This is a genomic window from Neorhizobium tunisiense, assembly GCF_039631515.1.
Taxonomy (GTDB): Bacteria; Pseudomonadota; Alphaproteobacteria; order Rhizobiales; family Rhizobiaceae; genus Neorhizobium.
In genome coordinates this window covers 542,391-561,032 of sequence record NZ_JBDIUU010000002.1, presented here as the reverse complement: position 1 = coordinate 561,032, position 18,642 = coordinate 542,391, and the positions used below count along the sequence as shown (strand labels likewise).

Sequence of the window (18,642 nt, the reverse complement as noted above, 5' to 3'; positions counted from 1 at the left end):
GCCAAATCCAGCGATGGTGAGGCCGGGTTAGCCCCTCCCCCTTGTGGGGAGGGGTTGGGGAGGGGTCTTCCAAAAGCAAAAACTTTCATCCCTCACACCCCCGCCTGCTGCCGCTGCCGTTTCAGATGCGGCGGCATTTCCGCATAAACGCCTTCGAACATGTCGCGCATCGAAGGCCTACCGCCGGAATGCAGCGTGCCATGTCGCTCGGCCTCCTTCTGGGCGGCAACCACCGTATCGCGGATTTCAGCCTCCATCTGCTTGTGACGTTCCTCGCTCCAGGTGCCGATGCGGATCAGGTGGTTCTTCAGCCGGATGACCGGATCGCCGAGCGGCCAGGCCTCCGATTCTTCCTTGGGGCGATAGGCGGACGGATCGTCGGAAGTGGAATGCGCCCCGACGCGATAGGTGACGTATTCGACCAGAGTCGGGCCGATATTGCGCCGTGCCCGCTCCGCCGCCCATTTGGCGACCGCGTGCACGGCGAGATAATCGTTGCCATCGACGCGCAACGACGGCAGGCCGTAACCGAGGCCACGGGCGGCAAAGGTGCCGGACCCGCCGCGGGCGACACCCTGGAAGGTCGAGATGGCCCACTGGTTGTTGACGACGTTGAGGACGACAGGCGCCCGGTAGGTGGAGGCAAAGACCAGCGCCGAATGAAAGTCCGATTCCGCCGTCGATCCGTCACCGATCCAGGCGGCGGCGATCTTCGTGTCGTTCTTGATCGCCGACGCCATGGCCCAGCCGACGGCCTGCACATATTGCGTAGCGAGATTGCCCGAGATCGTGAAGAAGCCGAACTCCTTGGACGAATACATGATCGGCAACTGCCGCCCCTTCAGGGGATCCGCATCGTTGGAATAGATCTGGTTCATCATCTCGACCATCGGATAACCGCCAGCGATCAGCAGTCCCGCCTGACGGTAGGTCGGGAAGTTCATGTCGCCCGGCAGAAGCGCCTTGCGGAAGGCGCAGGAGACCGCCTCCTCGCCGAGATGCTGCATGTAGAAGGACGTCTTGCCCTGCCGCTGCGCCATCAGCATGCGGCTGTCGAAGACCCGCAGCAGCATCATGTGCTTGAGGCCTTCCATCAGTTCCTCGGATGTCAGCGACCCGGCCCAGGGACCGACGGCCTCGCCCTCGCGGTCCAGCACTCGGATGATCGAATAGGCGAGGTCGCGGATCTCCTTCGCATCGACATCCACCTCCGGCCGCCGCACCGAGCCGGCCTTCGGGATCGGCACATTGGAGAAGTCCGGCTTGCCGCCCGGCCGCACTTCCGGCTCCGGCACATGCAGGCTCAGTCTCTGTCCATCCGTCATTCGTTTCTCCTCCCAAAGAACCGATCAAATCAGTCGTTCAACGCGGCGCCATCCGGAGTGCTCCGTCGAGACGGATCACTTCGCCATTCAGCATCGGGTTTTCGATGATGTCGCGCACCAGCCGCGCAAATTCGGCGGGCCGTCCGAGCCGCGGCGGAAACGGCACCGATTTGCCGAGCGAGGCGCGCACCTCGTCGGAAAAGCCTGCCATCATCGGCGTCTCGAAAATGCCGGGCGCGATCGTCATCATGCGGATTCCGTCGCGGGCAAGCTCGCGGGCGATAGGCAGCGTCATGCCGGCCACCGCCGCCTTCGACGCTGCATAAGCGGCCTGCCCGATCTGCCCGTCATAAGCGGCGACCGAGGCGGTGGCGACCAGCACGCCGCGCTCGCCCTCCTCGTTCGGCTCGGTCCGGGCAATCGCCTGCGCCGCCAGCCGGATCACGTTGAACGTGCCGATCGTGTTGATCTCCAGCGCGCGGGCAAAACTGTCGAGCGCATGGACGCCCTGTTTGCCGAGCACCTTTTCTGAGGGCGCGATGCCGGCACAGCAGACGGCACCGCGGATCGGCCCATTGGCGGCCTCGGCTTTGGCGACCGCGTTTTCGACCGCTTCGCCGCTGCGGACATCCGTCTTCACGAAGATCGTGCCCTTGCCAAGCTCCTCGGCTTTTGCCCGGCCGCTCGTCTCGTCAAGGTCGAGCAAAGCAACGCAACCGCCCGCCTCGACAAGCATTTTAGCAGTCGCGAGCCCAAGGCCGGAAGCGGCACCGGTCACCAGAAAATTTCCGCCTTCGATCCGCATCCCATCCTCCTCAGTTTGCCAGGCCGCGGGCGATGATGATCTTCTGGATGTCGGACGTGCCCTCGTAGATCTGGCAGACGCGGACATCACGATAGATGCGCTCGACCGGGAAATCGGAAATATAACCGTAGCCGCCGAGCGTCTGGATCGCCGCCGAACAGACCTTTTCGGCCATTTCGGAGGCGAACAGCTTTGCCATGCAGGCCTCGTCGAGGCACGGCTCCCCGCGATCCTTCAGCCTTGCGGCATGCAGGACCAGTTGCCGCGCCGCCTCGATCTGGGTCTTCGCATCCGCCAGCCGGAAGGCAACGGCCTGATGATCGAGCAACAATTTTCCGAACGTCTTGCGTTCCTTGGCATAGGTGAGCGCCACGTCGAAGGCGGCCTGCGCCATGCCGGCGCATTGGGCGGCGATGCCGATGCGGCCAGCCTCCAGCCCGGACAGCGCGATCTTTAGCCCTGCCCCTTCGGCGCCGATCCGCTGGCTTTCGGGAATGCGCAGATTATCGAACATCAGCGCCGCGGTATCCGACGCCTTCTGCCCGAGCTTGTCCTCGATCTTGGAGATCGAAAATCCCGGAACATCCGTGGAGGTGACAAAGGCGGAGATGCCGCGTTTGCCGGCACTCGGATCCGTAACCGCAAAGATGATCACCGTGCCGGCGATCTTGCCTGACGTGATGAACATTTTCGAGCCGTTGATGACATAGTCGCTGCCGTCTCGGGCGGCGCGGGTGCGGATCGCGGCTGCATCCGAGCCGGTATCGGCCTCGGTCAGCGCAAAGGCGCCGATATGGCGGCCTTCGGCGAGCGGTCTGAGAAACCGTTCCTTCTGGTCGTCGGAAGCGTGCATGTCGAGGAGAGAGCAGACCGGCGAATTGTGGACGCTGACCAGCGTCGAGACCGCGCCGTCGCCGGCGGCGATCTCCATCAGCGCGCTGGCATAGGCAACATAGGAACAGCCGACGCCGCCCCATTCCTCCGCCGTCCGCATGCCGAGAAAACCGAGTTCGGCGAGCTGTTTCAGAACCTCCGGCTCGATCGCGTGCGACTTGTCGCGCGCCGCGGCACCGGGCTTCAGCACCTCCCGGGAAAACTCCGCGGCAGTCGAGCGGATAAGCTCTTCCTCCTCAGTCAGCATGCACTGATCTCCTCCCCGAAACCGCCTGCATAACTGCTAAATTAGGACTGAACCTGTCCGGCGGCTACTCCTTTGAACTTGTTATTTGTTACCCCCGCGCGCAATTTTATTGCGCCTGCGCCCCACAATGGAACTCGAAGCCTCTTCGGCCGTTTGCCGGTCTCTCTCAACCAGGGGCTGGCCAGCATGTCGGAATTGAATGCCGTTACCGAGTTTCGTGCGTTTCCAAAGACATGGGGCGCCGAATATGTCGCCGCCGGCGAGGTACGGTTCCGGCTCTGGGCCCCAGGCCAGGAAACCGTGACGCTGAGGCTGAACGGCGAAGATACCGAAATGAGCCGCAACGACGACGGCTGGTTCGAGCTGCTCGCCACCGGCATCGCCCCCGGCGCCGAATATAACTACGTCCTTGTCGATGGCATGGTCGTTCCCGATCCCGCGTCGCGCGGCCAGAAGGACAGCGTCAACGGTCCCTCGCTGGTGATCGATCCGACCAGCTACACCTGGCAGCATCCCGAATGGCAGGGCCGGCCATGGGAAGAAACGGTCGTCTACGAAATCCATATCGGCACCTTTACCGAGGAAGGCACGTTCCGCGCCGCGATCGACAAGCTGCCCTATCTCACTAAGCTCGGTGTCACCATGATCGAGGTCATGCCGGTCGCCCATTTCGGCGGAAGCCGCGGCTGGGGTTATGACGGCGTTCTCCTCTATGCGCCTCATGCCGCCTATGGCGCGCCCGAGGATTTCAAGGCCTTCATCGATGCTGCCCACGGCCATGGGCTGACGGTGGTGCTCGACATCGTGCTCAACCATTTCGGCCCGGAAGGAAACTATCTGCCGATGCTGGCGCCCGGTTTCTTCCACAGGGAGAAGATGACCCCTTGGGGTGCGGCGATCGCCTATGATGTCGAACCGGTCCGGCAATATATCGTCGAATGCGCGCTCTACTGGCTGGAGGAATTCCACCTCGACGGGCTGCGTTTCGACGCCATCGACCAGATCGACGATCCGTCCGAAAAACATGTTCTGGTCGAGATCGCCGAACGTATCCGCGCCGAGATTCCCGAGCGCGCCATCCACCTGACCACCGAGGACAGCCGCAACATCACCTTCCTGCATCCCCGCGACGAGGACGGCAAGGCGCCGCTCTTCACCGCCGAGTGGAACGACGACCTGCACAACGCCGCCCATGTGTTCGCAACCGGGGAGACGCATGCCTATTACAAGGACTTCGCAAAGGAGCCCGAAAAGCTCGTCGCGCGGGCGCTGGCGGAAGGCTTCGCCTATCAGGGCGAGGTCTCGGCGCAGACCGGTAAAAAGCGCGGCGTGCCCAGCCTCGACCAGCCGCCGGTCGCCTTCGTCGATTTCATCCAGAACCACGACCAGGTCGGTAATCGGGCTCAAGGGGAAAGACTGATCGAGCTCGCCGGCCCCGACAAGGTGAAGGCGCTGCTCGCCATGCTTCTTCTCTCGCCGCATATCCCGCTCCTCTTCATGGGCGAGGAATATGGCGAGACCAATCCCTTCCTGTTTTTCACCGATTTCCACGGCGATCTCGCAAAAGCCGTGCGGGAGGGACGTCGCAAGGAATTCGAAGGCCATGCAGGCCACGAAGGCGAGACCGTCCCCGATCCGAATGCGAGGAAGAGCTTCGATGTGAGCAGGCTCGATTGGAAGAAGCTGGAATCGGCGGACGGCCACGATTGGCTGGGATTCACCAAGGCGCTCCTGAAATTACGGAAGGAGGTCGTTGTGCCCCTGCTCGGGTCGGCAAGCGGCCGCTCCGGAAAGGTGGTAAAGACAGACAAGGGTTTCTTCGCCGTCACCTGGACTTTTGAGGGAGGCACACTTTCCATGGCGCTCAACATCGGTGAGGCGGTCCAGGCGCTTGCGGACATGCCCGGCAAGGTGATTTTTGCCTGGCCCGAACCGGCCAAGGACCTGCCGCCCAACTCGGTACTCGTCCGTTTTAAAGCTGCGGGAGACCCGGCATGATGATCCCGACCGCCACCTACCGCATCCAGTTCCGCAACGGCATGACCTTCGATCGCGCCAGCGGCCTGGTGCCCTATCTGAAGCGGCTCGGCATCAGCCACCTCTACGCCTCGCCGATCTTCACCGCCACGACCGGCTCCACCCACGGCTATGACGTCACCGACGCCAACGAGATCGAGCCTGCGATCGGCGGCCGCGACGGCTTCGAGCGGATGGTGAAGGCGTTGAAAGCCGAGGGCCTTGGCCTGATCCTCGACATCGTCCCCAACCACATAGCTGCGTCGCTTGAAAATCCCTGGTGGCGCGATGTCGTCGAGCGCGGAGAGAAGAGCAGCTATGCCCGCCATTTCGATATCGACTGGACCAGGTCCCTGACATTGCCCTTCCTGGGTGACACGTTCGAGAAAGCGCTTGAAGCCGGCGAGATCTCCATCAAGGCCGATCCGAAGACCGGCAAACCCGCCTTGGCCTATTACGACACATTCTACCCGCTGACGCCGGCGAGCTATGCCGATCGTGAAGCGGAGGTGCTGAACCTGACCGAACGCGCCGCGATCGCCAGATTGCACGACCAGCAGCCCTACCGCCTGATGTCCTGGCGGGATGCGCCGCGCGAACTCTCCTATCGCCGTTTCTTCGAGATCACCGGGCTTGCCGGCATGCGGGTGGAGGACGGCACCGTGTTCGACGATACCCACCGGCTAATCCTCGAACTCGTCCATAGCGGCAAGGTCGACGGCCTGCGCGTCGATCATGTCGACGGCCTTGCCGACCCTAAAGCCTATCTCGAACGCCTGCGGCACGAGGCCGGGCCGGACTGCTACATCACCGTCGAAAAGATCCTCGGCGAAGGCGAGCATATCCCGACCGACTGGCCGATCTCCGGCACGACCGGCTACGAGTTCATCGCCACCGTGAGCGACGCGCTGGTCGATGGCCGAAAGCTGGACGACCTTCGGGGCGCGTATGAAAAGGTTACCGGCCGGCCGATCGACATGGAAGCCGAATTCCGTGCCGCGAAGCTCTTGATGGCCGACAAAAATTTCGCCGGCGAAGTCTCGACGCTCTTGAATATCGCCATGCAGATCCAGCCCACGGAGGACCGCGAATCCGCCCTGTCGGAGGCGGCCGTGAAGTCGGCGCTGCGGGAACTGCTCGTCGCCTTCCCGGTCTACCGCACCTACGGCACGCGGGAAGGCATTCCGCCCGAGGGCCGGGAGATGCTGGCAAAAGTTCTCGACAAGGTGCGCAACGGCCCGAACCCGCCGGACGATGCGGCACTCGCCTTTGTCGAACGCATCCTGGTCGGTGATGTCGAGCAGGCCGCCGCCGGCCAGGCATCGATCTTTCGCACCCGTTTCCAGCAACTCACCGGTCCGCTGATGGCAAAATCGGTGGAGGATACGCTGTTCTTCCGACATCACATGGCGCTGGCTCTGAACGAGGTCGGAGCCGAACCGCTGCCCCGAACCTTCTCGCTCGACCGCTTTCACGCGCAAATGCAGACGCGACTGGAAAGGCAGGCCGATGCGCTGTCGGGGACCTCCACCCACGACACCAAGCGCGGCGAGGATGCCCGTGCCCGGCTTTATGCGATCACCGAGGCGCCTGAACTCTGGGCCGAAGCCGTGGACCGCTGGCGCAGAATCAACAGCCAGGCCGTTCAGGTGCTCGAAGACGGCCCCGCCCCGGAACCTACGGTCGAATGGATGCTGTACCAGGCGCTTGCTGGCGCATGGCCGAACGCTCTCCACCCGGAAGATGCGCAGGGCCTCGAGGCGCTGGAGACGCGCTTCCTCGCCTATGTCGAAAAGGCACTGCGAGAGGCGAAGCTGCGCACCAACTGGAGCGATGGCAACGAGACTTACGAGAAGGCGGTTCGCGACTACGCCAGCGCACTCCTCAACCCCGGCAACCAGGCCTTCCTGGCGGACTTCACGGATACCCTGAGCCCCTTCACCCGCGCCGGCCTGGTGAACAGCGTCACCCAGACGATCATCAAGCTGACGGCGCCGGGCGTCCCCGATATCTACCAGGGAAGCGAAGCACTCGACCTCAGCCTCGTGGACCCGGACAACCGTCGCGAGCCGGATTTCGGCCTGCTGCAGCAACGGCTGACGGAGAAGGACAAACTCGCCTCCGGCCCCGAGGAGGAATGGCAGAGCGGCCGGCTGAAACAGCATGTCATCGCGACCCTGCTGCGCGTGCGCCAGGAGGCGCCCACGCTGTTTCGGCGGGGAGAATATCTGCCTCTCAGGGCATCGGGCAAGCGCGCAGACAACGTCATCGCCTTCGCCCGCGCCGACATGGACGACGCCTTCATCGTCGTCGCCCCGCGTCTCGTGTTCAGCGCGCTCCATGCAGGCCTTGCGCCGTCCCGGTCCGAGCGCTGGGCGGAAACGGAAATAGCGCTGCCCGAACGGCTGGGACATCGCCGCTATCGCGATGTGTGCACCGGCAAGACCATCGATCCCAAGGATCGCATCACCGTCAACTCGGTGTTCGGCGACCACCCATTCGCGCTACTGCTGGCCGAATAGGGGCCGCCATGTCAAAATGAACCACGCAAAGACAAGGCGCCGATCCTTGGGAGACGGCGCCTTGTCGATATCTTCCAGCTTTGCGTCTGACCGATCAGCCTATGCCGATGAAGGACAGAACGGCGAGAACGATGACGACGGCTCCAACGAGCCATACGATGCTGTTCATGACTGTCTCCTTTTCAGTTCGATGCAGATGAAAGCAAGGCTTCCGGTTGGATTCAGTCAATAAATTAAGCAAATCCGACGAGATTCAGAACGGCGATGACGATGACGACCGCGCCGACCAACCAAACGATGCTGTTCATGACGTTCTCCTATTGATGTCGTGAAATTGAACGGCGACAGGCGTAAAAGGTTCCGGTGAAACACGTCCGGAACAAAGGTGTGCGGCGTGGGTTGAACAGGCGTCAAGCGGAGCTTTGCTCCGTCAATCGGGTGGGGCAATATGACCGGCAAGACTTTCCAGAACGGCACGACAGGACAAACAAAACTGCCGAGGGTCGTCATCGTCGGCGCCGGTTTCGGCGGGCTTGCGACAGCCGGCGCGCTTGGCAACAGCGCCATCGACGTCACCGTCATCGACCGGCGCAACCACAATCTCTTCCAGCCGCTGCTTTATCAGGTCGCGACCGCCGCACTGTCTCCCGCCGATATCTCCGAGCCGATCCGCCGGACGCTCGGGCGCTTCAAGAACATCAACGTCATGCTGGCCGAAGTCACCGGCGTCGATCCGATCGCCAAGACCGTTGCGCTCGACAACGGCACGTCGGTCCCTTACGACCGCCTCGTCATCGCCACCGGCTCGGACTATAATTATTTCGGCCATGACGACTGGCGCGCCTGGGCGCCGGGCCTGAAGACCATCCACGAGGCGCGGCTGATCCGCCAGCGCCTGCTGCTCGCCTTCGAAAAGGCCGAGCTTTCTCACGATCCGGAAGAGAAAAAGGCCCTCCTCACCAGCGTCATCATCGGCGGCGGCCCGACCGGTGTCGAAATGGCAGGCGCCATCGCCGAGCTTGGCCATTTCATGATCGCCCGCGACTTCCGCAAGCTGGAGCCCGATCACATGCGGGTCATCCTCATCGAGGCCGGCCCGAAAATCCTCGCCGCCTTTCCCGACAACCTCACCCAATACGCCATGAAGGCGCTCGAAAAGGCCGGCGTCGAGGTGATGACCGGTCTATCCGTCGAATCCGTCACCAAGGACGAGGTGATCGCCGGCTCGCAGCGTTTCCGCACCAGCTGCGTCATCTGGGGCGCAGGCGTCAAAGCGGCGCCCTCGGCCAGATGGCTGGGCATCGAAGGCAAGGCAGGCGGCCGCATTCCCGTCGAGCCGGACCTCTCCATCACCGGCTTTCCGGATATTTATGCGATCGGGGACACGGCACTGGGCCTCGCCGAAGACGGCAAGCCGCTGCCGGCCCTTGCCCAGGTCGCCAAGCAGCAGGGCCAATATCTCGGCAAGGCGCTGCGGGCGAACCTGCTCGACGGCAAGCCGGCCGAGCCGTTCCGCTTCCAGAATCGCGGCAATACAGCCGTCATCGGCCGCGATGCGGCGATCTTCGACTTCGGCAAGTGGACGCTGAAGGGCCGCCTCGCCTGGTTCCTCTGGGCGCTCGTCCATGTCTACCTGCTCGTCAATTTCGAAAAGCGCCTGCTCGTCAGCGTGCAATGGATCTGGCGTTACCTGACCCAGCAGCGCGGCGCCCGGCTGATCGACGAAAATGCCGCCACCTCCGTTCCGTCTTCCACGCAAAGGACCGAGACATGAACACTGCCAATCCCCAGCTCGAAGGCCTCTATCTCGCGGTCGCCGCGATCAACCGGCTCCTGGTCGAAAAAGGCGTCGTCTCTCACTCGGAAATCCAGGGCGCCCTGCAAGCGGCCGAACGCACCGTGCTCGCCGACGACAAGCCCCTCGCCGTCTCCACCTCCCATCAGAAGGCGATCGCCTTCCCGATCCGGCTCCTGCTTCTTGCCAATGAAGCGAGCGAACAGGGCACCAAATTCTGTTTCGAGGATCTGGCGCGGGAAGTCGGCCGCCGCACCTGAGGGCAATTCTCCAAACAGGAACGGCGGCGTGAGCCACGCCGCCGCCGTTTTCGTCGGCAGGGGAGCGGAGCTACAGGATTGGTTTGCCGCCGGTGACGGCGATCGTCGCGCCCGAAACGTAGCTGGAGAGCGGATCGGCCAGCATCACATAGGCGGTCGCGAGTTCGACCGGCTGGCCCGGACGTTTCATGGGGACCTGCTTGCCGAAGTTCTTCACCCGGTCCTCCGGCATGGTGGAAGGGATGAGCGGCGTCCAGATCGGCCCCGGCGCAACCGCGTTCGCGCGGATACCTTTTTCAGCGAGAAGCTGCGCAAGCCCCGCCGTGAAATTCTGGATCGCGCCCTTGGTGGTCGCATAGGCGAGCAGCGTCGGGCTCGGACTGTCGGAATTGATCGAGGCGGTATTGATGATGGCGCTGCCCGGCTTCATGTGAGGAACCGCCGCCTTGGTGAGATAGAACATCGCATGGATATTGACTTGGAAGGTCAGCTCCCATTCCTCGTCGCTGATGTCTGCAATGTCGGAGAACGTGGCCTGATGGGCGGCGTTGTTGACGAGAATATCGATGCCGCCCAATTCCTGGACAGCCCGGTCGATGATCGTCCGGCAATGCGCCGCGGTCTTGATGTCGCCCGGCACCAGCACCGCCTTGCGCCCGGCCTCCTCGACAAGGCGCCTGGTGTCCTCGGCATCCTCGTCTTCGTCGAGATATGAGATCAGCAGATCGGCGCCCTCGCGTGCATATGCGATCGCCACAGCCCGGCCGATGCCGCTATCGCCACCGGTAATTACCGCTTTCTTGCCGGCCAATCGACCGGAGCCGCGGTAGGAAAGCTCGCCGTGATCGGGCACCGGATCCATGCGTCCGGTAAAGCCCGGCATCGGCTGCTGCTGTTCGGGAAACGGCGGAGTGGGATACTGGGCCATGGGATCTTCCTTATTGTTGAACTGGTGAACTGATCGCCCCCAACTGACCCCGACTGGAGATGTTCCCGATCAAAAAACGAGAAGGCGCCTCGCAACACGCCTCCCGCACTGTCGGCGGATTCTTCGCCGATTCACGCCCCGGGGGTGATTGCTCCGTCGCCGCGCTGCAGGCGCTTCAGCTGGTTGACGATCCGGAGCGAGCTTGCGGCACGGGCCGCCGAGAAATCCGAGCTCTTCGACAGGATGCGCAACATATCCTCCGCCTCGTCGGCGGAGATCGTGCCCCGGGCGGTGAGGCCGTCGATCAGCATGAGCATCGCCCCTTCCACGGCGAGTGCCCTACGGTGCGCTTCCATTTCAAATTCATCGGCATCGGACATTACAGGCCCCTTGAATTGTCACCTGTCGAATGGTTTGCGGAGAAGATTGTTCCTCATCATCCTGCCCGGTCTTTTCGCAAGCCTCGAGGTCCTGTCGGCAGTCAGCCGCCGTTCTGGGCGTCATCGGGCGGTGACGGGCTCTTGTCGACCTTGCCGGGACCTGCCTTGTAAAAATACTGGCTCGCGACGAGCCAGCCCTTCAGCGGCCGCATCGGCGCGAGACAGGTGAGGAGCAGAAAGGGAAGCGAGACCAGCAGATGCACCCAGAATGGCGGCTGGAAGCTGGTCTCGATCCAGACCGCAAGCGCGATACTCGGAATGCAGCCGAAACACATGACGAAAAAGGCGGGACCGTCTCCCGGGTCGGCAAAGGAATAATCGAGACCGCAGACCTCGCAAGCCGGCCGCATCGACAGGAACCCGTTGAACAGATGTCCCTGGCCGCAACGCGGGCAACGGCCGCGCAGGCCGGTGCTGGTGGGGGGAAGAGGCGCCCAGTTTGCGTCATGGGACATGAGATCTGCCTTTCGTGACAGGAGACAAAATTTGTTTTCGGGTACTTATCCGCAAACCTCTATAACAAGTCGTTCCCTGACAGGCGGCAATTCGTTTTTGAAGCTCGGCACGAAACTTCTGTCATCGATCTATGGCAGGCAGCTCCGAGACAATAGTCTGTCATCGATCGAATCGGCACCCTTCACCTTAGACGGAATTTCATGGCTTCAATATTTTCAGGCCTCGGCATCGCCCATCAGGGTCGTTTCACCCGGCTGAAGTGGCATCGCCTGCGCCGCAGCCTCAAGGACCCGCTGTTTTCCGCCGGCGTCATGGCAGAGGGTTTTCGTCTTGGAGCATCGACCGAACTCGACCTGCGCGTCCGCGCCGACGGCGGCTTCGTCGTACTGCACGACGAAGAGCTTGAAGGCGAAACCACCGGCCATGGCCCCATCCGTGCGACTTTGCCCGAAGCCATCCGCGGTCTGACGCTGCTCGAAGGCGGCCATCCGCCAATCCTCAGCGAGGACCTGGCGACCATGCTTGAGACCGCTCATCCGGACGCCCTGCTGCAGTTCGACATGAAGGACGAGCTTGCGGTGATCGGGGCGCGCGGCATGGACCATCTCGCCGATTATTTCGCAAGCGCCGGCTCCTCGATCATCGTCAGTGGCGCCGATCTCGATCTTATCGTCGCCGTCAAGCAGAGGCTGCCGGATCTCAAGCGCGGCATCGACCCAACCGACAAGCTCATGGAGATCTATCGCGGTCAGGGCCTCAAGGCCGTCGAAGCGGATCTGCGCGACGATATGGCCGGCCCGACCGAGCCGGACACCATCTATCTTGCCTGGCAACTGGTGCTGCAGGCCGCCAAGGACGGGCTCGACCTGATCGGCCTCTGCCACGATGCGGGGAGGCTCGTCGATGCCTGGACCTTCAATCTCAAGAACCCGGACGCCGGTTTCGACGACGAAGAGGCCCGCGATTTCGCGGCCCTGATGGCGCTGAAGCCGGATCAGATCACCACCGACGAACCGGTCGCCACCGAGCGAGCCTGGGCACGGATCGGCGGCTGAGGCAGATCAGTCGTCGAAGCCGAACGGATCGCGAAACACCCGCCGGCTGACCAGCTTCAGGCTGCGGTCCGGCTGGATGATGTAGTTTTCCTCGACCCGCTGGCCGAGTTCGTTGCGGAACTCGTGCGGAACGACGCTGCCGATCGGCGACTTGGTGAGCTTGGTACGCGGCTGGCCTCGATAGGTGATGCTGCCGGGGATCGGCCGGATACCCGGCCCGATATCGATGGCTCCGGTGGTCCCGCCGCCGTCCGTGCTGCAGCCGGCAAGCGCGATCACGAGACCGGTTATGGCGATGATGTTTCTCATGGGCTGAATCCTTCCCGATGTTCCGCTCACGCGGTGGATTCACTGAACTTCGCGGATATGCGGGAAGTTCCATGCGGCGTGCCAAGCCGATAAATCCTCTACCCATCGCCAAAATATCCGATACATCTGTGACCCGCCAGTAACGGAATAGGGAGAATGACTGCCGTGACGAAATCCTTTGGAGCGATGTCGATCGCCGAGCTTTCCGCTCTCATACAGATGGGCAAGGTCGACCCGATCGAGGTCACGGAATCGGTGCTGTCAGGTATCAGGGCCTATCCGGACAAGGCCGTGTTCGTCTCGCTGCTCGACGACCGGGCCCTGGCGGAAGCCCAGGCATCCTCAAAGCGCTTGAAGGAAGGCCGCTCGCTCGGCCTGCTCGATGGCATTCCGATCGCCTGGAAGGATCTCTTCGACATCGAAGGCCTGCCGACCACCGCCGGCTCGAAGGTGCTGAAGAAGGCGACGCCTGCCGCCAAGGACGCCGCGATCGTCGATCTCCTGAAACAGGCCGGCATGGTCGCGATCGGACGCACCAACATGAGCGAATTCGCCTTTTCCGGCATCGGCATCAATCCGCATTACGGCACGCCGCACAATCCGCATGGCAAGGATGCGCCGCGCATTCCCGGCGGCTCCTCCTCCGGTTCCGGCGTCGCGGTCGCGGCCGGCCTCGTGCCCGTCGCGATGGGTACCGATACCGGCGGCTCGATCCGCATCCCGGCTGGCTTCAACGGCATCGTCGGTTACAAGGCGACCCGCGGCCGTTATGCGATGAACGGCGTCTATCCTCTGGCGACGAGCCTCGACTCACTCGGACCGCTCTGCCGCACGGTGCAGGACGCGGTCTTGGTGGATGCGGCGATGCGCGGACTTGCAGCCCCCCGGACGCCTCGCAAACCGGCACAACCGCTCGATATCGTCATCCCCACCAACATCGTCTTCGACGGCGCCGAGCCGGGGGTGGTGGCAGCCTTCGAAGCGGCGATCGAGCGGCTTGCAAAAGCCGGAGCCAAGATCACCCGCCTCGCCTTCCCGACCTTCGACGAACTTCCGAAGCTGATGGTGAAATACGGTCCGATGGTGACCGCCGAAGCCTTCGCCCTGCATCGGGAGAAACTGTCGGGACCGGACGCCGCGGAGATGGACCACCGGGTCGTGGCGCGCACGCGCCTCGGCGAAAAGACCAGTCTTTCCGACTATATCGCCATCGTCGAAAACCGCGCCCGGATGATCGCCGAAACAGAGGCCCTGATCGGCGACCGTTTCGTCGCCATGCCTTCGATCGCCCATGTGGCGCCGCCGATCACGCCGCTCGAAAAGGATGACGAGCTGTTCTTCGCCACCAACGGCAAGACACTGCGCAATACCGGCTTCGGCAATTTCCTCGACTGGTGCGGCGTCTCCATTCCCTGCGGCACCGGCGATGCCGACATGCCGGTCGGCTTCCTCCTGTCGGCCAATGCCAATTGCGACGAAACATTGCTGCAGGCCGCGATGGCGTATGAGGAGATCATCCGAGAGTAGCAAGGCGCAGCCGGATCGTGTCCATCAGACATCGGCGTGTCGGCAAAGCCGGCAAATTGCCCGCGGCCTCGCCGCATGGAAGAGTTGCCTCCCTGGGCAGCTAACTAAGGAACCGTTTCCCCGTAACCGGGATCGCGGCAGTTGCCTTTTGCTTGTTCCAATATTCTCGAGAGCCTAGCCTCTTCCCTGGATTTTGAGGAAAGCGGCGACCCATGCAACTCGATTTGAACGGCAAGACGGCACTGATTACAGGCGGCTCCAAAGGCATCGGCCTCGCCTGCGCCCAATCTCTCCTGTCCGAAGGCGCACGCGTCGTCATCTGCTCGCGTTCCCAGGCCAATATTGACGCGGCTCTGGCAAATTTGCCCGGCGCGTTCGGCTTTGCCGCCGACCTGACATCGGAAAACGAGGCGCTCTCGCTCATCGACAAGATCGAAGCGGACATCGGAGCGCTGGATATTCTCATCAACTGCGCCGGCGCCGCGCGGCGCACGCCGCCGCAGGACCTGAGCCCGGCCCACTGGCGGGCCGCGATGGATGCCAAATATTTTTCCTATATCAACGTCATCGACCCCGTGGTCAAGCGGATGGCGGCTCGCCGGGCGGGCGTGATCGTCAACGTCATCGGCGGCGGCGGCAAGGTCGCCTCACCCATCCACCTTCCCGGCGGGGCCGCCAATGCGGCGCTGATGCTGGCGACCGTCGGCCTTGCAAACGCCTATGCCGCCAATGGGCTGCGGATCATCGGCATCAATCCGGGCAATACCGAGACGGAACGGGTGACCGAGGGCCTTCGGGCGGAGGCGGCGCTCGATGGCATCAGCGAACAGGCAGCGCTCGAAAAACTGGTCCAGCGCATCCCTTTCGGCCGCATGGCGACGCCGCAGGAGATCGCCAACGTCGTCACCTTCCTGAGCTCGTCGAAGGCGAGCTATGTCACCGGTGTCGTGATCGGCATGGATGGCGCCCTCAATCCGATCGTCGTGTGATGAAACCTCCCGGATCCCGACCGGCGCCTCCTGCGGTCGATGCCGGATGCCTTTCATGCGTTTCCTCATTTTAACGTTCATAAGTGCAGGCCGATAACATGAGCAGCGATTCCGAATTCCTCTGGTACATCCCGAACGACGTCAAAGCCGGCCATCGCGGCGACTCCTCAACCGAGAACCACAACAGCCTGGAGACGCTGACCAGCCACGCCAACGCGCTGGAAGAGCACGGCTGGAAAGGCGCGCTCGTCGGTACCGGCTGGGGCCGACCGGATACGTTCACCATCTCAACCGCGCTTGTCGCCCGCACCACCACGTTCGAGCCTCTGATCGCGATCCGCCCCGGCTATTGGCGGCCGGCCAACTTCGCCTCCGCCGCAGCGACGTTGGATCACCTGAGCGGCGGCCGGGTGCGGGTCAACATCGTCTCGGGCCAGGACAATCTCGCCGCCTATGGCGACAGCGAGGGCGATCAGGCCCATCGTTATGCCCGCACCAGGGAATTCATGCGGTTGGTCCGCCGGCTGTGGACCGAGGAGAACGTCACGTTCAAGGGCGAGCATTTCCAGGTCGCCGGTTCCACGATTGAGCCTCGCCTCCAACCCCGTGGCGACCGCAAGCACCCGAAACTCTATTTCGGCGGCGCTTCCGAAGCGGCCGAGCAGGTGGCCGCGACGGAAGCCGATGTCCAGCTCTTCTGGGGCGAACCTCTCGACGGCGTGCGGGAGAGGATCGAACGGCTGAAGACACTGAGCAGGCAGCTCGACCGCGACCTTCCTCCGCTTCAATTCGGGCTTCGGATCACCACCCTCGTCCGCGACACGACGGAACAGGCCTGGGCCGATGCCGAGGCGAAGGTCGCCGAAATGGCCAAGGGCAAGGCCGGCAACTGGAACGACCACGGAAAGCCGGTCGCCGTCGGCCAGCGCCGGCTGCTCGAACTGCACGAGCGCGGCGACGTGCTCGACGACAACCTTTACACGGCGCCCGGCAAATTCGGCGGCGGCGGCGCCGGCACCACCTGGCTCGTCGGCTCAGCCGAAGACGTCGCCCGTTCGCTGCGCAAATACGAGGATCTCGGCATCACTCATTTCGTGCTCTCCGACACGCCTTATCTCCAGGAAATCAAGCGGCAGGGCGACCACCTGCTTCCGCTTTTACGCCGTTGAAGCCCGGCCTCTTCTCAGGCCTCCAGGCGCTTGCCGGTCTCCGTATCGAAGATGTGAACGTGCTCGATATCGATCCCGATCGACAGCGCCTCGCCGGGCACCTTCAAGATGCGCTCGCGGAAAACGCCGGTCACCTCATGGCCGCCAAGGCGCATCACCACCTGGGTTTCGGAGCCGGTCGGCTCGACGGTGACGATCTCGGCGTTCAAGCCGTTCGGATCGAGACGGAGATGCTCCGGCCGGACACCGAGCTGAATGGACCGATTGCCGAACGACGCCAGGTTGGCAGCGGGCACGGCCGTTCCGTCAGCCAGGACGAAGCTTCCGTTTTCGAGCCGGCCGGTCAGGATGTTCATGCTCGGAGACCCGATGAAACCGGCGACGAACAGGTTCGCCGGCCGGTCGTAAAGATCGAGTGGCGAGCCCACCTGCTCGATGACGCCGCCGTTCATGACGACGATCCGGTCGGCCATGGTCATCGCCTCGATCTGGTCGTGGGTCACGTAGACGGTCGTCGTCTTCAGGCGATGATGGTTCTGCTTGATCTCGGAGCGCATCTGGACACGCAGCTTGGCGTCGAGGTTGGAAAGCGGCTCGTCGAACAGGAAAACCTTCGGCTTGCGCACCATCGCCCGCCCCATCGCCACGCGCTGGCGCTGGCCGCCCGAGAGGTGACGCGGGTAACGTTTCAGATAGGGTTCGAGCCCCAATATCCGTGCGGCGTCGGCCACGCGCGCCGAAATCTCCTGCTTCGGCGCACCGGCAAGCCGCAGCGAAAAGCCCATATTGGCTTCCACGGTCATGTGCGGATAAAGCGCATAGGACTGGAACACCATGGCGATGTCGCGCTCCTTGGGAGCGAGCGTATTCACCACCTTCCCGTCTATGGCGATCTCGCCGCCGCTGATGGCTTCCAGCCCCGCGATCATCCGAAGCAGCGTGGACTTGCCGCAGCCGGACGGCCCGACAAGCACCACGAACTCGCCGTTGGCGATATCGACCGAAACGCCGTACAGGACTTCCAGCGCACCATAGCTCTTGCGCGCCTCTCTGATGGTCACCGAACCCAAGGGTTTACTCCATTCATGATGTCAATCATCCCAGCCGGGAGACTTTTCGGGATTGATGCGGCGATAACCGCGATCGAGCCTGCGGATCTCCGCCATGTCAGCCTCGTCCAATGAGACGTTAAGGGCGGCGAAATTGGCGCGAAGATTGGCCTCGCTGCCGGAGGCCGGAATGACAATATGCCCCTCGCCGATCAGGAAGGCGAGCGCGACGGCCGCCACCGTTGCCCCATGTTTGTCGGCGATACGGTTGAGAACCGGATCGCTGGCGATCTCGCCCTTGGCAAGCGGCTGATAGGCGGTGAGCGGCAGGCCGATCTTTCGCGCATAGGCGGCGAGCTTCGGTGACTGCAGATAGGGGTGGATCTCGACCTGGTTGGTGGCGAGTGTATCCTTCCCGACCAGGGAACGTGCCTTTTCGAGCAGCGCGATCGGGTAGTTGGAAACGCCGATCAGGCGCGCATAACCTTTATGCTGCGCCTCGACGAGCGCCGTCATGTAGTCCTCGAACGGCACGGCATCCTTGTGGGAAGGCCAATGGATCAGCAGCAGGTCGACGTGGTCGACGCCGATCGTATCGAGGCTCCGGCGCACCGACGGCATGAACTGCGTCTTGTCGAGACAGGTGTCGGCCACCTTGGTGGTGATGAAGAAATCACCGCGCGGCACGCCGGAGCGACGCACCGCCTCGCCGACTGGCTGCTCGGTATCGTAGCTCTGGGCGGTATCGAGATGGCGGTAGCCGATCTCGATCGCTTTCAGGAGGGCGGCAACGCCCTCGCTGCCGGTCCTGCCATAGGTGCCGAGGCCCAGTCCAGGGATGGTTTTGTCGGTCATG

General features: G+C 63.1%; 17 protein-coding genes. 8 read left to right on the top strand and 9 right to left on the bottom strand.

Annotated features, from left to right (window positions below):
• Positions 1-92: 92 nt before the first annotated feature.
• Genes ABCW43_RS11750 through ABCW43_RS11740 form a run of 3 tightly spaced genes read right to left on the bottom strand, consistent with a single transcriptional unit; the run spans position 93 to position 3,271 of the window.
• Positions 93-1,325: a 3-methyl-2-oxobutanoate dehydrogenase (2-methylpropanoyl-transferring) subunit alpha gene (locus ABCW43_RS11750; protein WP_345924459.1), complete on the bottom strand. Its 1,233-nt coding sequence runs from the start codon at positions 1,323-1,325 to the stop codon at positions 93-95.
• Positions 1,326-1,362: 37 nt separating this feature from the next.
• Positions 1,363-2,130 (bottom strand): SDR family NAD(P)-dependent oxidoreductase, encoded by a 768-nt coding sequence (locus ABCW43_RS11745; protein ID WP_345924457.1) that lies wholly within the window; start codon positions 2,128-2,130, stop codon positions 1,363-1,365.
• Between the two features lie 10 nt (positions 2,131-2,140).
• Positions 2,141-3,271, bottom strand: coding sequence for an acyl-CoA dehydrogenase family protein (locus ABCW43_RS11740; RefSeq protein ID WP_345924455.1), 1,131 nt, complete (start codon positions 3,269-3,271; stop codon positions 2,141-2,143).
• Between the two features lie 186 nt (positions 3,272-3,457).
• Between ABCW43_RS11740 and treZ the strand changes: the two genes are divergently transcribed.
• From treZ to ABCW43_RS11720, 4 genes are all read left to right on the top strand, one after another.
• The gene (treZ, locus tag ABCW43_RS11735; protein ID WP_345924453.1) at positions 3,458-5,269 is read left to right on the top strand and encodes a malto-oligosyltrehalose trehalohydrolase; all 1,812 of its coding nucleotides are present in this window, start codon (positions 3,458-3,460) and stop codon (positions 5,267-5,269) included.
• On the top strand, positions 5,266-7,809 hold the full coding sequence (gene treY, locus ABCW43_RS11730) for a malto-oligosyltrehalose synthase (protein ID WP_345924451.1): 2,544 nt from the start codon (positions 5,266-5,268) through the stop codon (positions 7,807-7,809). The genes treZ and treY overlap by 4 nt, the downstream gene beginning before the upstream one ends.
• Before the next feature lie 448 nt (positions 7,810-8,257).
• Positions 8,258-9,583 (top strand): NAD(P)/FAD-dependent oxidoreductase, encoded by a 1,326-nt coding sequence (locus ABCW43_RS11725; protein ID WP_345924449.1) that lies wholly within the window; start codon positions 8,258-8,260, stop codon positions 9,581-9,583.
• The gene (locus tag ABCW43_RS11720; RefSeq protein ID WP_345924447.1) at positions 9,580-9,864 is read left to right on the top strand and encodes a hypothetical protein; all 285 of its coding nucleotides are present in this window, start codon (positions 9,580-9,582) and stop codon (positions 9,862-9,864) included. Before ABCW43_RS11725 ends, ABCW43_RS11720 begins: the two co-directional genes overlap by 4 nt.
• A gap of 70 nt (positions 9,865-9,934) precedes the next feature.
• On the opposite strand, the gene ABCW43_RS11715 is transcribed toward ABCW43_RS11720, so the two are convergent.
• From ABCW43_RS11715 to ABCW43_RS11705, 3 genes are all read right to left on the bottom strand, one after another.
• On the bottom strand, positions 9,935-10,792 hold the full coding sequence (locus tag ABCW43_RS11715; RefSeq protein ID WP_345924445.1) for an SDR family oxidoreductase: 858 nt from the start codon (positions 10,790-10,792) through the stop codon (positions 9,935-9,937).
• A 131-nt stretch (positions 10,793-10,923) separates the two neighbouring features.
• Positions 10,924-11,172, bottom strand: coding sequence for a hypothetical protein (locus tag ABCW43_RS11710; RefSeq protein WP_345924443.1), 249 nt, complete (start codon positions 11,170-11,172; stop codon positions 10,924-10,926).
• Between the two features lie 101 nt (positions 11,173-11,273).
• On the bottom strand, positions 11,274-11,687 hold the full coding sequence (locus tag ABCW43_RS11705) for a DUF983 domain-containing protein (protein ID WP_345924441.1): 414 nt from the start codon (positions 11,685-11,687) through the stop codon (positions 11,274-11,276).
• Positions 11,688-11,888: 201 nt separating this feature from the next.
• Between ABCW43_RS11705 and ABCW43_RS11700 the strand changes: the two genes are divergently transcribed.
• On the top strand, positions 11,889-12,743 hold the full coding sequence (locus tag ABCW43_RS11700; RefSeq protein WP_345924440.1) for a glycerophosphodiester phosphodiesterase: 855 nt from the start codon (positions 11,889-11,891) through the stop codon (positions 12,741-12,743).
• 6 nt (positions 12,744-12,749) lie between these two features.
• On the opposite strand, the gene ABCW43_RS11695 is transcribed toward ABCW43_RS11700, so the two are convergent.
• A complete protein-coding gene (locus ABCW43_RS11695; RefSeq protein WP_037076940.1) occupies positions 12,750-13,052 on the bottom strand; it encodes a hypothetical protein in 303 nt (100 codons plus the stop codon).
• A gap of 165 nt (positions 13,053-13,217) precedes the next feature.
• Here ABCW43_RS11695 and ABCW43_RS11690 point away from each other — a divergent pair, with 165 nt between their 5' ends.
• From ABCW43_RS11690 to ABCW43_RS11680, 3 genes are all read left to right on the top strand, one after another.
• Positions 13,218-14,579 carry an amidase gene (locus ABCW43_RS11690; protein WP_345924437.1) on the top strand — a complete coding sequence of 454 codons (1,362 nt, stop codon included), beginning with the start codon at positions 13,218-13,220 and terminating at the stop codon, positions 14,577-14,579.
• Between the two features lie 212 nt (positions 14,580-14,791).
• Positions 14,792-15,568 carry an SDR family NAD(P)-dependent oxidoreductase gene (locus ABCW43_RS11685; protein WP_345924435.1) on the top strand — a complete coding sequence of 259 codons (777 nt, stop codon included), beginning with the start codon at positions 14,792-14,794 and terminating at the stop codon, positions 15,566-15,568.
• Between the two features lie 98 nt (positions 15,569-15,666).
• Positions 15,667-16,737 carry an LLM class flavin-dependent oxidoreductase gene (locus tag ABCW43_RS11680; RefSeq protein WP_345924433.1) on the top strand — a complete coding sequence of 357 codons (1,071 nt, stop codon included), beginning with the start codon at positions 15,667-15,669 and terminating at the stop codon, positions 16,735-16,737.
• A 14-nt stretch (positions 16,738-16,751) separates the two neighbouring features.
• Here ABCW43_RS11680 and ABCW43_RS11675 read toward each other — a convergent pair whose 3' ends face one another.
• Both ABCW43_RS11675 and ABCW43_RS11670 read right to left on the bottom strand, forming a co-directional pair.
• The gene (locus tag ABCW43_RS11675; RefSeq protein ID WP_345924431.1) at positions 16,752-17,807 is read right to left on the bottom strand and encodes an ABC transporter ATP-binding protein; all 1,056 of its coding nucleotides are present in this window, start codon (positions 17,805-17,807) and stop codon (positions 16,752-16,754) included.
• 21 nt (positions 17,808-17,828) lie between these two features.
• Positions 17,829-18,641: an aldo/keto reductase gene (locus ABCW43_RS11670; protein ID WP_345924429.1), complete on the bottom strand. Its 813-nt coding sequence runs from the start codon at positions 18,639-18,641 to the stop codon at positions 17,829-17,831.
• Position 18,642 lies beyond the last annotated feature (1 nt).